The following is a 14,292-nucleotide window of genomic DNA, read 5'->3' as shown; positions in this document are numbered from 1 at the left end:
TTTCCTCTCTTTCGTTCGCTTATCCTTTCAGGCCAGTCAACGTAATCCCTTCAAGGAAGTAACGCTGCCCGATCAGAAACACGATGACGCAGGGCAGCACGACGGCTGCCGAAGCCGCCATGAGCAGATCCCATTGCGCGGTATAGGAACCTTGAAACATCTGCAGCCCGAGCGCAAGGGTAAATAGGCTGTCGCTTTTCAAATAAATGAGCGGTCCCATGAAATCGTTCCATGATCCCAAGAAGCTGAATAAAGCTACTACTATTATAGCTGAACGGCTTAGAGGCATTATAATTCTCATGTAGATTTGTAAATAAGTTGCTCCGTCCACGAAAGCCGCTTCATCGAAATCTCGCGGAATGGTTAAATAGAATTGACGCAGCAGGAAGATATTGAAGATTCCGCCACCGAAATAAGCCGGTACGATCAACGGGTAATACGTGTCATAGAAGCCTAGCATCTGCCAACCGAGAAAGCTCGGAATAAGGGTTACGGCCGCCGGCAGCATCATGCTTGACATCAGAATGCCGAATACGGTGTCCCTTCCTTTCCATGGAATCCGCGAGAACCCGAACGCCGCGATACTGCTTGTAACAACAGTGCCAACAATAACGCTGACCACGATGATAAGCGTATTGGTGAAGAAGGTGCCGAACGGCAGGATCGTGAGCGCTCGATGGAAATTGTCCCAATGGAAAGGCGTCGGAATCCACTCCGGCGGCATGGTGAAAATTTGCGATAAATCCATGAGCGAACTTCGCAGCAACCATACGAACGGAATAATAAACAGGGCTGAGATCAATAATAGAGCCGCATAGCCTGCCGTAAGCGTAAGCTTCGATTGCCTCACGTACGCTCCCCTCCTTCGTAATGCACCCATGACTTCGAGGTTTTGAACACAATAAAGGTGAAAAATAGGATAATGATGAACAATACCCACGCCAGCGCAGACGCATACCCCATCTCGGTATCCCGGAAACCTGTTCGCCAGAGGTAGAACACATAAAATAAACTCTGATTGTTCGGTCCGCCCTGCGTTAGGATATAAGCTTCGTTAAACACCTGGAAGGAACCGATGATCGTCATAATGGTATTGAAGAAGATCGTCGGCGTGACCATCGGAATCGTAATGTGACGCAGCTTGCTGTACCACCCGCCCCCATCCACGTCGATCGCCTCGTAATACGGCTTTGGAATACCCGACAGCCCCGCGAGGAATATAATGACCGTACCGCCGATTCCCCACAACGTCGTAAGCACGACGGACGGGATAACGCTGCCCTCCGAATACAACCAATTGCTGGTCGGCAGATGCAACCAACTGAGCACGGAGTTGGCAAGGCCCAGATCGGGATTAAGAAGCCACATCCAGATCATGGCCGATGCGACCGCCGGCACGATGCTGGGCAGGTAGATGATCGTGCGGAATAGGGCTCTTCCTCTAACATTCAGGTTAAGAAGCAGGGCAATCGCAAAGGAAACGATAATAACGGCAGGTACCCGAAGAATGACGAAGTAGAAAGTAATGCCAAGCGATTTATAGAATAGTTCATCCTCGCCCGAGAACATCTTGGAATAATGATCGATTCCGACGAACGAGGTATGCGCTTTGAATACGTTATAATCCGTCAAGCTAAGCACCAAGCTGGCAATCATGGGACCCAAAGTGAAGATGATAAACCCGAGTATGGCGGGCGAAGTGAACAACAACCCGTAGAATAGTCCTTTTCTCATGCATACCTCCGATCTCAAAGCTTCCCGCTTAGGAGAACGGCGATCTTTAGGAAGAACGCCGTCTCCCGCAATGATAAACGCTTTTTCTTTGACCCCTTATCCCTTCACGTCGCGACGACCCTGTACCTGAGCTTGCGCTTTATCCGCGATTGAATCCATCGCCTCTTGAGCGGTTTGTTGGCCGAGCCATACTTTATCCAAAGCGGGATTAACGATATCCATAATCTTGTTGAAGTTTTTCACGTAACCCGTTGGCGTTTGGTGGCTGTTATTCAATAGAACATCTACGATAGCGTCTTTATAACCCGATGGCCGGGAATCCAGGTTTTCCGTCCATTTGGCGAGCATAGCCGGGTCCGTATACCAGTCTTTATAAGAGGGCATCCATGTCCCGGCTTGAATCATGTCGATCGAAGCTTCCGGGTCAAGCAGCGCTTTCATCAATTCCCAAGCTTCTTTGGGATGTTTGGTTGATTTGAACATGGAGAACATCCCGCAAACGACGGTAGTCATAGGCGTTTTCATTGTCGGAATTACGCCCACGTTGAAATGGAATTTCGATTGAGCCAATCCTGCGCTGGCCCATTGCCCGTCAATTGCCATTGCCACTTTTTTCGTCTGAAGCGCGACATTCGTGGCCGGAATGTTCTTGGCTTGAACCGGCGAAGGCGCGACATGATAAACATTGATCAAATCCGCTATTTTCTGAAGGGCTTCTACCGCAGCCGGTTGATTCAGAGCGAAGGTCTTCCCGTCCTCGGAGACGAAGTCCCCGCCATTGGAGTAGATGAAGTTGCTGTAGCTTCCCCACCAAGTCCCGATGTTAACGCCATACTGCTTAATGTTCTTAGGATCAAAGCCGGCATCGGTCGCATTTCTGCCCTTGCTGTCGATCGTCAGTTTCTTGGCCACTTCGACGAACTCATCCCATGTCCACGCTTCCGATGCTTTGGACGGCGGGGGCGTTAAGCCCGCATCTTTGAAAATATCTTCGTTGTAGAACAAACCGAATGACTCGGGGCCCGGACCTAAGCCGATTATATTGCCAGGTTCAAGTGAATACGTGATATTCGGAACCAGTCTTTCCGCATTGATCTCCGGATCGGACGAGAGAAATTCCTGGAGATTGTAGAATTTGCCTTGCTCCGCAAGCGGGAAAGCGATGCTGCCGGATTCCATCTGCGCGATATCCGGCACGTCATTACCCGCAACCATCGTCGTGAGCTTGGTATCATAGTCGGCGGCAATATGCTGAAGTTTTACGGTGATATTCGGATATTTCTTCTCGAACTTGGCGATCGCCTCCTTGTAAGCAGCCACTTCCTCCGGGGCTCCCCATACCGTCATGCGAAGCGTAATGTCTTCACTCGCCCCCGCTTTGCCGGATTCCGAGCTCGCCGTATGGGCGGGAGAAGAGGCATTGCCATTGCTTGCGCTCGAGTCGGACTTCGTGCAAGCGGAAAGAATGGCGGCCAGCATCAAGAGAACAGCCATCAGAAAGGATATGGATTTCGATTGTCGTGACATCTTCTGAACCCCTTTCAATTTCAACCCTTATGGATTCATAGCTGCAGTCTATGATGGTTTCATTATAGATCCGGATGCAGCGCTTACATAACCTGAACCTGATTGGAATGGTGGACTATTATTGGGTGTACAGCGGAAGCGCGATGGTTACTTTTGTTCCGAAACCCGGCGCAGAGGAGATCACGATCCCATACGCTTCGCCGTAGGTCAGACGGATACGGGCTATGGTGTTCTTAATGCCTATTGAAGACGATTCCCGATATAAAATAGCATGAATCGTGTCGTCGCTCATGCCCCGTCCGTTATCCGCGATTTCATAATACCGGGTTCCGTCGTCGATCCAACCGCGTATGCGAATGAGCCCCCCCGATTCGGTTTGGTCGAAACCATGCAGGATGGCATTCTCGACAAACGGCTGGAAGAGCAGTCTTGGTATCTTATAGTCGTAGAGCATCGAATCGATCTCGTAGCCGACCGTGAATTTCTCTTCGAATCGGACGGACATGATATAGAAGTAGTTTTTCATCCATTCGATTTCCTCGGATAGATGAACGGCTCCCCATTCCTTCCGCGAAGTATAGTGCAGCATGTTGGATAAGCAGACAAGCATTTTGCTTAGTTCCTTCTGATCGTTCTCGATGGCCGTCCAATTCATCACGTTTAACGTATTGTATAGAAAATGAGGATTCATCTGCCTGTTCAGCGCATGGATTTCCGCTTCCTGTTCCTTTAATTTGATCTCGTAATTTTCCGAAACCAATAAACGAATCCGATCGTTCATCCGATTAAATCGCTGGAGTAAAATCCCGAATTCGTCATTGGTGCTTACAACAACCCGTGTTTGGAAGTCCCCTTCGCCCACGGACTTCATCGCGCCGAGCAGCTTCTTGATCGGATTCGTAATTCTGCCTGAGATAAAATAAGCGAAAATAAGCGCAACGATTCCCATAATGGCGGCCAAAAGAGTGGTTGAGGCACGGATGATCGGAACGAGACTGCCTACGAGCGTGGATTCGGGCGTCATGACGATGGACATCCATCCGGTGACTTGCGAGCGATCGAAGCAGACGATCGTATTCACGCCGTCCAGCGTTATTCTTCGCGTGCCGCTGCCGGCCTGTTGAAGCTGTTCCACCCAATTGTCCTTATAAACTTGCGTTATTCTACCGGACTCGCTGCTATCGACGATGCGATTGTCCGGATCTAGAACCAAATAGCGGGAACCGTCGGGAATACTTTTCTCGTACAGGGATTTCAGCGTGTCCGATTTGAAGCTGATCGTTAGCACAGGCCGTTCGATGTCCGTATCCATCTTCTCCAGGGTCGTATTGCTTAAATAGGAGAAATTAAGGATGCGCGTCGCGGAGAACAAATAGCGGAAATCGATCGTTCCATTCGCTAAATACGGTTGATCGAACATATCTACGAAGTCGTAGGTGGGATACCAAACCATCTTGCCTCCCGCCTGCCGCGCTGCGCGGTAAATATCCGAACGCGTCGGATCGCCTTGGGGCAGCGTCTGGCCGAAAGTAAAATAAGACGTCCATAGCTGGTAGGCGTACACGTCATCGATTTGCGAGAAATATCTTCTTAACGCATCGGACACTAGACGATCGGCGGCGAGCAGGTCCGCCTTGTTCTCAGGTCTCAAGTTATTAAATATTCGAAACAAATCCTTGTCTACGAACAAGGCCATGCTGTTCTGGTCTATGATCCGCAGCTTGGTGTCCATAATCTCGTTGTTTTTCTTGACGATCTCGTATACGTTCTTCTGCGCTTGTTCCGTCACGACATGCAGGCTGGTGCGATAGAAGAGGGTCCCGAGCACGATAAGCGGGACGGCAATCAGGAATATAAAACTGGCTAACAACCGGGAGCGGAACGTCATCTTCATCCCTCTCTGCTCCTTTGCCGGAAGGATGTGTGCTTATAAGCTTCCGGCGACATGCCGTTCTGTTTCTTGAACACTCTGCAGAAATACTTGGTATCCTGATAACCGCACTCGGCGGCGATTTCATATATTTTCAACCTGTTCTCCGCAAGCAATTCCTTGGCCCGCCGCATTCTAGCCTCCGTCACATGATCGGAGAACGTCCTTCCCGTCCGGCTTCTGATCAATGTGCTGAAGTAGGAAGGATTAAAGAAAAAATGCTCGGCAGCCCGTTCCAGCGTCAAATCTTCCTTGGCGTTCTCTTGAATCCATCTCAAACATTCGGCCACGATAATCTCGCTTTGATCTTGCCGAGCATGTCTTAAAGCGTCGTTTACATCCCGGAGCCGAACCTCTAGCACGGTCATGAGATCGATATAGGAACGGCAACCCGGAATAACCATCAAAGCCGAATCCGTGAGAACGCTCCCAATCTGCCGATCAACGAAATCCCGAATTCTGCTTTTGATCTTCATGAGGGTAAGCGCGGCGCATTTTTTGATCAGATTCGGATTCGCATGGCCATTGGCAGCAAGTTGAACGAACGCAGTCCGGCACATGTCTATGGCAGCTTCCGCATCCCTTCCTTGCAGGGCTTCGAACAACCTCTCTCCGTCAACAAGGATCGGATCGCGGGAGGGAAGGAGTTCATCATGAAACAAAATGCCGTTCCAACAATCGTGGAAATTATATAGATTGGCCGTTTGGGCTGCCCGGTAAGCTTGTGGCGTTTCCGTCCATAAGGATCGGCAATCCGGACCGATGCCATGGGTAAGCTGTCCGAACTTTGCCCACTCTGCCCCTAAGGAGGAAACCATTTGGCGAATTTCAGGCTTTCTTTCTTGGGTAAACCGAGATGTCTGGATGATGGTAACCGCTTGGAAGACTTCCTCCTGAAGAACATTCAAGGAGAAAGTATTCGCTTCGCCGAATTCCGCCCACGCCTGTTCCAAGCGTTGCAACCATGCTACGGTATCCAATCCCGCTTTCTTTCCCGGTCCGATTCGGAATTCAGAGAAAACAACCATTCCGCTCCCGTGCATCCACTCCAACGTTTCGAGTTCTTTACGTTCCAAAACGGTCAAGCTTCCGTTCAACCATGACAAAAGAAGCCGGTTTCGATAGGCGGTGGAAGTCAGGCTTAGCCGATGCTTTAGCGCTTCCGATTCCGAATGCTGCCGGAATTCCGCGACAAGCTGGTCTTCAATGCGGCGCAATACGTCTTCTACCTTCTCAGCCTCCACCGGTTTCAAGAGATAATCATAAGCCCCGTGACGAATCGCAGTCTGGGCATATTCGAACAGATTATAAGCTGAAACCATGACAACCTTGGTCCGAAGGCTTTCGTCTTCAAGCCGTTTCAGAAATGAAAGACCATCCATATTCGGCATTCGAATATCGGTTAACACGACATCGGGTTTTTCAGACCTGACGAGTTCCAGGGCGCTTGCCCCGTCTTTCGCGACAAGAACTTGATCTTCAGGCCGCAGGACGTGAATCATACTCGTCATTCCTCTGCGGTGTCTCGGCTCATCGTCCACGACTAATATTTTTATCCCTCTCAGTCCTCTCGTCTGCGCAATTTGTCTCGAAGCCTGTTAGATGAATAGAAAAAAGCCCCTTCTTATGGACAGGCGCTTGGATTTCTCATTTCTTTTACGTGCCAGTCTGAACAGAAGGAGTCCATACACTTCTATTATAGACAGATCGTCGACTTACAAAATAGCTTATTATGATTAGATAGGTGGACTTTTATTTGGTATTACCGGCGAAAAATGAAGCTATCCGCATTGTCCCGGACCACAGGAAGAGAGGGCCGTCCTATTGGGCGGCCCTCTCTTATTCGGCGAGTTTACTCGCCTCATGCCTTACTTAACGAGCTGATTCAGCAACGTTTGCCCGAATGAAATCGAGCTCTGGTACTCGTTCTGGTATTGCCGGACGATTTCGAGGCTATGTCCGCCCGCCGAAAGTTTGGCGATCGTGTCGTTGATGATCTCCGTGTAAGCCGTTTCTTTCGCCGCAAAGGCCGCGCTTCCTTGCTTGTAGAGAAGCGTTTTCTCGTGCGTGGTCTGAAGCTGCTTGAATTGCAGCGCAAGTTGCGTCAACTCGTGCTGGGCGCTGATCTTAAGCGCGATCAACTGCTCCTCCGCAGCGCTCGTAATCGCCTTGTACTGCTTCTCCTTCTCTTTCTCCTTCTCCTTGTCATTGCCGTTACCATTGCCGTTGTTGCCGTTGTTGCCGTTGTTGCCATTACCATTACCATTACCATTACCATTACCATTGTTGCCGTTGTTGCCGTTGTTGCCATTGCCATTGTTGCCGTTGCCGTTGTTGCCATTGCCATTACCATTGTTGCCGTTGCCGTTGCCATTATTCCCATTGCCGTTACCGTTGTTGCCGTTACCGTTGTTGCCGTTGCCATTACCGTTGTTGCCGTTGCCCGGCTTGTCGTTGCCGTTGCCCGGCTTGTCGTTGCCGTTGCCCGGCTTGTCGTTGCCGTTGCCCTTGCCCGGCTTCACGAGCCAGTCCAAGATGCCGCTTACGGCCGACTGCGAGTCCGACTTCGCGAAAGCTGCAGCAGGCTGCACGGCCGTTACCAAGAACGCGGCAACGACGACGGCGGCTAGCCAGCCTAACCATTTCTTTTTCATTGCTTAATCATCCTTCCTCTCCATTGAGGTGTCCCTCCGCTTCGTACCGAATCTCCACCCGAGTCCCAATCCGACCGCGGAACCGATGAGATCGATGCCTACGTCGAGCAGCGTCGGCGTCCGCATGGCCGCTTCGGACTGCAGCGCCTCGTCGGTTAGGGCCACGATCAGCGTCAGGACGAACACGGCGGCGATCGCCGCGAGTCGTCGTCCGCGCAAGCCCGGCAAGCTCCGCAAGGCGACTGTCGCAACCGCAGCCAAGATGGCGTAGACGGTCAGATGCGCGCCCTTGCGGACGAAGAATTCGATGAATCGGTAGGGATCCTGTCGCGCGACGATCACCGCGCCGTCATAGTAGACCGTTACTGCCGGTAAGCGCTCGGATATCACCTCCTTTGGCGCGATTCTGCGCAGCCAAGGACGAATGCTCTGCTGGGCGTACGACTGCCGGGAGAGATGGAAGATCAAGCCGCACCAAGCCAGGACGGCCAAACCCAGAAGCAGCTTAGAAATTCGCCGTATGAAGCCCACTGCCGGCCAGACCCACCGGGCGGCGGCCGATCGAATGATAGGCGATCCCGTGCTGTTGCATCGTCTCCTGCGAGAAGCAGTTACGTCCGTCCACGACGACGGCCGCCCGCATCAGCTTCTGCACCTTGGTCAGGTCCATCCCGGCGATCTCCGCCCACTCCGTCAGAATGACGCAGGCATCGCAGTCTTCGATCGTCTCCTCGACCGAGTCGAAGTAGCCGACCGCTTCGGGAAGCATAGACCGGGCGGCTGTCGCGGCGACCGGATCGAAGGCCCGGACCGCGGCGCCCATTCGGACCAGTTCGGGTACGATCGTAAGCGACGGCGCGTAGCGCATGTCGTCCGTGTTCGGCTTGAACGCGAGGCCGAGGACGGCGATCCGCTTGCCTTCGAGCTGCCCGAGCGCATGGCCCAGCTTGTCCAGGACGAGCAGCCGCTGCCGGTCGTTCGTCCGGATAACCGCCTTCAGTAGCTCGAAGTCGTAGCCCGATTGATCGGCGATATGGGCGAGCGCGTACGTATCCTTCGGGAAGCACGAGCCTCCGTAGCCGATCCCAGCCTGGAGGAACTTGCTGCCGATGCGGCTGTCGAGACCCATCCCGGCCGACACTTCGGTCACGTCCGCGCCGACCCGCTCGCAGATGTTCGCGATCGCGTTGATGAACGAGATCTTCGTGGCGAGGAACGCGTTCGCCGCGTACTTGATCATCTCCGCGCTCTCGAGGTCCGTCGTGAAGATGCGCGTCCCGAACGGGGCATGCAGATCGGCGATGACTTTGGCCGCCTTCTCGCTCGTCGAGCCGATGATCGCCCGGTCCATGTTCATGCAGTCCGCGATCGCCGAGCCTTCCCGCAGGAACTCGGGATTGGACACGACGTCGAAGTGGACGGCCGGATATTTGCGGTGGTTGAAAATGATCTGCCGCACCAGCTCGCCCGTCCCGACGGGCACGGTGCTCTTGTTGACGACGATCTTGTAGCCGTTCAGATGCTCGCCGATCTTCTTGGCGACCGCCTTCACGTACTTCATGTCCGCTTCGCCGGTCTCCGACATCGGCGTGCCGACGGCGATATAGACGATATCCGCGGCTTCGATCGCTTCGCCGACGTTCGAGGTGAAGAGCAGCCGCTGCGCGGCCACGTTCTTCTCGATGAGCTCCTTGAGACCCGGCTCGTAGATCGGCACGACGCCCCGCTTCAGCATCTCGATCTTCTGCTCGTCGACGTCGCAGCAGATGATCCGGTTGCCGATCTCCGCGAAGCAAGTGCCCGAGACTAGACCTACGTAACCCGTTCCGATCACCGCGATTTTCTGCATCCTACTTCGCCACCTTGTTCAAGAATGCGAGCTGCTGCTCGTAGATCGATTGAATGTAGCCGATGACGTCGCCCTGAAGGTCTTCGCGCTGCAGCGCGAAGTCCAGCGTGGCTTTGATGAATCCGAACTTGTCGCCGACGTCGTAGCGGACGCCCTCGAAGTTGTAAGCGACGACCGTCTTCAGCTCGTTCAGCTGCTTGATCGCGTCCGTCAGCTGAATCTCGCCGCCCGCGCCGGGTTCCTGAACCTCGAGGATGTCGAAGATCTCGGGCATCAGCACGTACCGGCCCATGATCGCGTAGTTCGAAGGCGCCGCCTTGCGGGACGGCTTCTCGACGAGCGAGTCCAGGAAGAAGACGGACGGTTCGATGGACGAACCTCTCGGGGCGATGATCCCGTATTTGGACACGTCCTCGTCGGCTACGCGCTGCACGCCGACGACCGAAGAGGAATAGCGCGAGAACACCCGGATGAGCTGCTTGAGACACGGCTCCTCCGACTGCACGATATCGTCGCCGAGCAGGACGGCGAACGGCTCGTCGCCGACGAAGCTGCGCGCGCACCAGATGGCGTGGCCGAGCCCTTTGGGCTCTTTTTGCCGGATATAGTGAATGTTGGCCATATCGGAGATGGAGCGGATCTGGGCGAGCTCGGTCTTCTTGCCCTTCTTGTCCAGCGTCTCCTCCAGCTCGAACGACTTGTCGAAGTGGTCTTCGATGGCGCGTTTGCCGCGGCCGCTGACGATCAGGATGTCTTCGATGCCCGAAGCGATCGCTTCTTCGACGATGTACTGAATGGTCGGCTTGTCCACGATCGGGAGCATTTCCTTCGGCTGAGCCTTGGTGGCGGGCAGGAATCGGGTGCCGAGACCGGCAGCCGGAATTATCGCTTTACGCACTTTCATGTCGGTACCTCCATCCTTTGATTCGGGCGAATAAGCATTCGATGACCCGATCTTGATCGCGTTCGGTCATGCTGGAACCGGAAGGCAAGCACAGGCCTTGCTCGAACAGCCGGTCGGACACGCTGTCCCGCTCCTCGTGCGGATAGTAGCGGTACACCTGGAGGAGCGGCTGCCGGTGCATCGGCTTCCAGACCGGGCGCGCTTCAATATTCGCTTCGCCGAGCGCCGCGATGAGGTCGCCGGCCGTCACGCCGGCCTCCGCCGGATCGACGGTGAGCGTCGTGAGCCAGCGGGTCGATCGGCCGTACGGCGCCTCGGGCATGAAGCGGAATCCGTCGAGACCGCCCAACTCCCGCTCATACCGGGCGAATACGGCGCGCCGCGCCTCCACCCGGTCGTCCAGCACTTCCAGTTGGCCGCGGCCGACGCCGGCCAGCACATTGCTCAGCCGGTAGTTGTAGCCGATCTGCGTATGTTCGTAGTGCGCCGCAGGTTCGCGCGCTTGCGTCGCCCAATGGCGGGCGCGCTCCAGGGCGGCGGTGTCGTTCGATACGAGCATGCCGCCGCCGGACGTCGTGATGATCTTGTTGCCGTTGAACGAATAGATGCCGTAGTCCCCGAGCGTTCCGCTTTTTCTTCCTTTATAAGTAGCGCCCAGCGATTCGGCCGCGTCTTCGATGACCGGCACGCCGTAGCGGCCGCATAACGTGAGGATCGGATCCATATCCGCGCTCTGGCCGTACAGATTGACCACGACGACCGCTTTGGGCAGCCGTCCGTTCCGGACCGCGTCTTCGAAGGCGCGCTTCAGCGCGTTCGCCGACATGTTCCAGCTCTCCTCGTCCGAATCGATCAGGACCGGGTTGGCTCCTTGATACAAGATCGGATTGACGCTCGCGACGAAGGTGAGCGAAGAGACGAACACGTCGTCGCCGGGGCCGACCCCGGCGAGCCGCAGCGCCAGATGGATGGCTGCCGTGCCGGAGCTGAGCGCGGCCGCGCCTTCGCAGCCGGCATAGGCGGCAAGCTCCCGCTCGAACGCTTCGACGTGCGGACCGAGCGGCGCGATCCAATTGGTGGCGAACGCTTCGCGCACGTACGCCTGCTCCTGGTCGCCCATGTGGGGCGGAGACAGGAAAATACGGGATGATTGTTCTTGCGGCACTGTCGTTCCACTCCTCTCGTCTATCCCTCACTCCACTTGGAGCAGATGGTCCTGATGCGCGTTCCGGTACCGAATGTGGGAAGCCGGCACGCCCACCGCCGTGCAGCCGGCCGGGACGTCCCGGATCGCCGTCGCGCCGGCGCCGAGCGTACTCCAGGCGCCGACCGTGAGACCGGGCAGCACGCAGGCCCCGATGCCGACTTGGGCGCCCGCTTCCAGCGTCACGCCTCCCGCGAGCGCCGCGGCCGGCGATACGTGGGTGTAATCCCCGACGGCGCAATCGTGCTCGACGACCGCCTTGGTGTTCACGATCGCGTGCCGTCCGACGACGGCGTCCGCGTTCAGGATCGCACCTGCCAGCACGACGGTCCCGCGTCCGATCGTCGCGCTCTTGCTGATCACCGCGGAGGGATGGACGACCGTCGCATACCAATCGGCCGACAAGCCCAATCGGGCTTCCAGCCGTCTGCGTACGACGTTGTTGCCGACCGCCAGGATCAACTGCACGTCGTCCAGCCGTCCGAGCAGCCGCTGAACGTCGGCGACGGGAACGCGAAGGATGCCGCCTTCGACTTTCTCCTGCTCGTACTTGTCGTCCGCGAACGCGGCGACCCGGTAACGGCCCGTCGCGGCGGCCGCTTCCGCCACCACTTTGCCGTGGCCGCCCGCGCCGATGAGGATTAGCGCTTGTCTCGTCATGAGGACATCTCCATCTCTCGGCTTCCCGTGAATTTGCTGACGGTGGCATGGCCTTCCTGGGCGATGCCTTCGCGGCGCACGACCTTGAGGACCGTGAGGAGCAAGATCTTGAGATCGAGCGTCACCGTCTGCTTGTCCACGTAGTCGACGTCCAGCCGGAACTTCTCTTCCCAAGAGACGGCGTTGCGTCCGTTCACCTGCGCCCAGCCGGTGATGCCCGGACGAAGATGATGCCGGCGCGCCTGCTCGGGCGTATATAGCGACAAGTATTCCATGAGCAGCGGCCGCGGACCGACGAGGCTCATGTCTCCTTTGACGACGTTCAGTAGCTGCGGCAGCTCGTCGAGGCTGAGCTTCCGCAGCAGCCGTCCGAACGCCGTAAGCCGGTCCGCGTCGGGCAGCAGTTCGCCGGACGCGTCCCGCCGATCGGTCATCGTGCGGAACTTGTAGACCTTGAAGGGCTTGCCGTACAATCCCGGCCGCTCCTGCTTGAACAGCACCGGCGACCCCAGCTTCCAGCGGACGAGCCCTGCGACGATCAAGAGCGTCGGCAGCAGGAACAGCAGCGCCGGCACGGAGACGGCGAGATCGGTCAGGCGCTTGGCGAACGCGCGGCGGCGGGCTCCCCGTCTGCGGAGCGAGGAAGCGTTCGCCGGATCCAGCTCGGCGTAGAGGCGGCACAGCCGCTCGACGACGATCCGTTCCGTGAATTCCGCTTCGACGACGCGGCGGGCTTCGGCCCCCATCCGCTCCCGCAGATCCGCATCCCCCATCAGCCGCTCAAGCGACTCGGCCAGAAGATCCGGACGCTCCAAGGGCACGAGCATGCCCGTCCGCTCCGGGCTCACGAGCTCCCTCGTGCCCAGCGCGTCCGTCGCGATGACCGGCCGTCCGAACGCCATCGCCTCCATGACGATGCGCGGAATGCCTTCCTTCTCGGACGTGAGCGCCACCGCGTCGGCCAACAACAGGTGATCGTGCAGCGGCGATTGATGACCGATGAGCAGGACGCGCTCAGTCAGTCCCAGCGTGGATATGCGCGCCTTGATCTCGCTCTCTAGCGGTCCTGTGCCGGCGAGCAGCGTCGTGAAGTCCAGCCGGCCGAGCCGGTTCAACCGGTCGAGCGCGTCCAGCAGCAGTCCGTGGTTCTTGACCGGCTCGAAGCGCGCGCCCATGAGCAGCACCCGGCGTCCCTCGGGAATCCCGTAGGCGGTTCGCAGCAGGGAGAGCGACCTTTCCCCGACCCGTTCCTTCGCTTCGGTCAGCTTGTCCAAGTCGATCCCGTTGCCTTCCCAATACACCGGCTTGCGCGGCGCGAGCTCCTGCAGCTTGGCGATGTCCTCCCGATTCTGCGAAGAGAGCGCGTGGCAGAAGCGGGCGCCGACGCGCTCCAGCTCCCGGTACAGGCGGTACGCCTTGGGCGATTGGCCTTCGTAGAACGGCAAGCCGTGGCTCGTATGCACGATCGTCGGCACTCGGGCCGTCCAGGCGGCGATGCGTCCGAGCACCCCCGCTTTGGCCGTATGCGTATGCACGACGTCGAACTTCATCTCGCGGAACAGCTTGCGCAAGCTCAGCACCGACCGGAGGTCCGCCCACGGGCGGATCCGCCTGTCCATCGGCACGAAGTGAAGCTTCAGGCCCGTCGCTTCCGTCATTCGCGGATCGTAGCCGTCTCTGGACGAGACCAGATGGACGTCGTACCCGGCTTGCCGCAGCAACTCCAGCTTGTCGGCCAAGATCTTGTGGCTGATCGCGGACGTACAGACGTGAGCGATCTTCGTCATCATTTCCCTCCTCTCGTGTTCGGTACCCTCCGGCGATGCCGCC

12 protein-coding genes and 1 pseudogene are annotated in these 14,292 nt (G+C 56.6%); all 13 read right to left on the bottom strand.

The features are described 5' to 3' along the window. Positions 1-19: 19 nt before the first annotated feature. Positions 20-850, bottom strand: coding sequence for a carbohydrate ABC transporter permease (locus H7C19_RS29520; protein ID WP_313732044.1), 831 nt, complete (start codon positions 848-850; stop codon positions 20-22). Continuing rightward, a complete protein-coding gene (locus tag H7C19_RS29515; protein WP_185672684.1) occupies positions 847-1,734 on the bottom strand; it encodes a carbohydrate ABC transporter permease in 888 nt (295 codons plus the stop codon). Before H7C19_RS29515 ends, H7C19_RS29520 begins: the two co-directional genes overlap by 4 nt. A gap of 96 nt (positions 1,735-1,830) precedes the next feature. Next, entirely contained in the window at positions 1,831-3,228 is a 1,398-nt protein-coding gene (locus tag H7C19_RS29510) for an ABC transporter substrate-binding protein (RefSeq protein WP_246470081.1), read from the bottom strand. A 151-nt stretch (positions 3,229-3,379) separates the two neighbouring features. Then, entirely contained in the window at positions 3,380-5,155 is a 1,776-nt protein-coding gene (locus H7C19_RS29505) for a sensor histidine kinase (protein WP_246470080.1), read from the bottom strand. Next, entirely contained in the window at positions 5,152-6,732 is a 1,581-nt protein-coding gene (locus H7C19_RS29500; protein ID WP_185672682.1) for a response regulator, read from the bottom strand. The genes H7C19_RS29505 and H7C19_RS29500 overlap by 4 nt, the downstream gene beginning before the upstream one ends. Before the next feature lie 327 nt (positions 6,733-7,059). Continuing rightward, positions 7,060-7,845 (bottom strand): hypothetical protein, encoded by a 786-nt coding sequence (locus H7C19_RS29495; protein WP_185672681.1) that lies wholly within the window; start codon positions 7,843-7,845, stop codon positions 7,060-7,062. Positions 7,846-7,848: 3 nt separating this feature from the next. Then, positions 7,849-8,376 carry a VanZ family protein gene (locus H7C19_RS29490; RefSeq protein WP_185672680.1) on the bottom strand — a complete coding sequence of 176 codons (528 nt, stop codon included), beginning with the start codon at positions 8,374-8,376 and terminating at the stop codon, positions 7,849-7,851. Continuing rightward, positions 8,351-9,694 (bottom strand): UDP-glucose 6-dehydrogenase TuaD, encoded by a 1,344-nt coding sequence (gene tuaD, locus H7C19_RS29485; protein ID WP_185672679.1) that lies wholly within the window; start codon positions 9,692-9,694, stop codon positions 8,351-8,353. Before tuaD ends, H7C19_RS29490 begins: the two co-directional genes overlap by 26 nt. A gap of 1 nt (position 9,695) precedes the next feature. Further along, on the bottom strand, positions 9,696-10,598 hold the full coding sequence (galU, locus tag H7C19_RS29480; protein WP_185672678.1) for a UTP--glucose-1-phosphate uridylyltransferase GalU: 903 nt from the start codon (positions 10,596-10,598) through the stop codon (positions 9,696-9,698). Continuing rightward, positions 10,585-11,718: a DegT/DnrJ/EryC1/StrS family aminotransferase gene (locus H7C19_RS29475; RefSeq protein WP_185672711.1), complete on the bottom strand. Its 1,134-nt coding sequence runs from the start codon at positions 11,716-11,718 to the stop codon at positions 10,585-10,587. Before H7C19_RS29475 ends, galU begins: the two co-directional genes overlap by 14 nt. A gap of 72 nt (positions 11,719-11,790) precedes the next feature. Then, positions 11,791-12,462 (bottom strand): acetyltransferase, encoded by a 672-nt coding sequence (locus tag H7C19_RS29470; RefSeq protein ID WP_185672677.1) that lies wholly within the window; start codon positions 12,460-12,462, stop codon positions 11,791-11,793. Then, positions 12,459-13,124, bottom strand: coding sequence for a sugar transferase (locus H7C19_RS35070; protein ID WP_512698981.1), 666 nt, complete (start codon positions 13,122-13,124; stop codon positions 12,459-12,461). Before H7C19_RS35070 ends, H7C19_RS29470 begins: the two co-directional genes overlap by 4 nt. 75 nt (positions 13,125-13,199) lie before the next feature. Further along, positions 13,200-14,249: pseudogene (locus H7C19_RS35065) on the bottom strand (glycosyltransferase family 4 protein); the annotation flags it as partial. Positions 14,250-14,292: the final 43 nt, after the last annotated feature.

The organism is Cohnella nanjingensis (assembly GCF_014212125.1).
In the GTDB taxonomy this organism is placed as follows: Bacteria; Bacillota; Bacilli; order Paenibacillales; family Paenibacillaceae; genus Cohnella; species Cohnella nanjingensis.
Note: the sequence above shows the minus strand (reverse complement) of the source record. Positions and strands in the feature narration are given on the sequence as shown.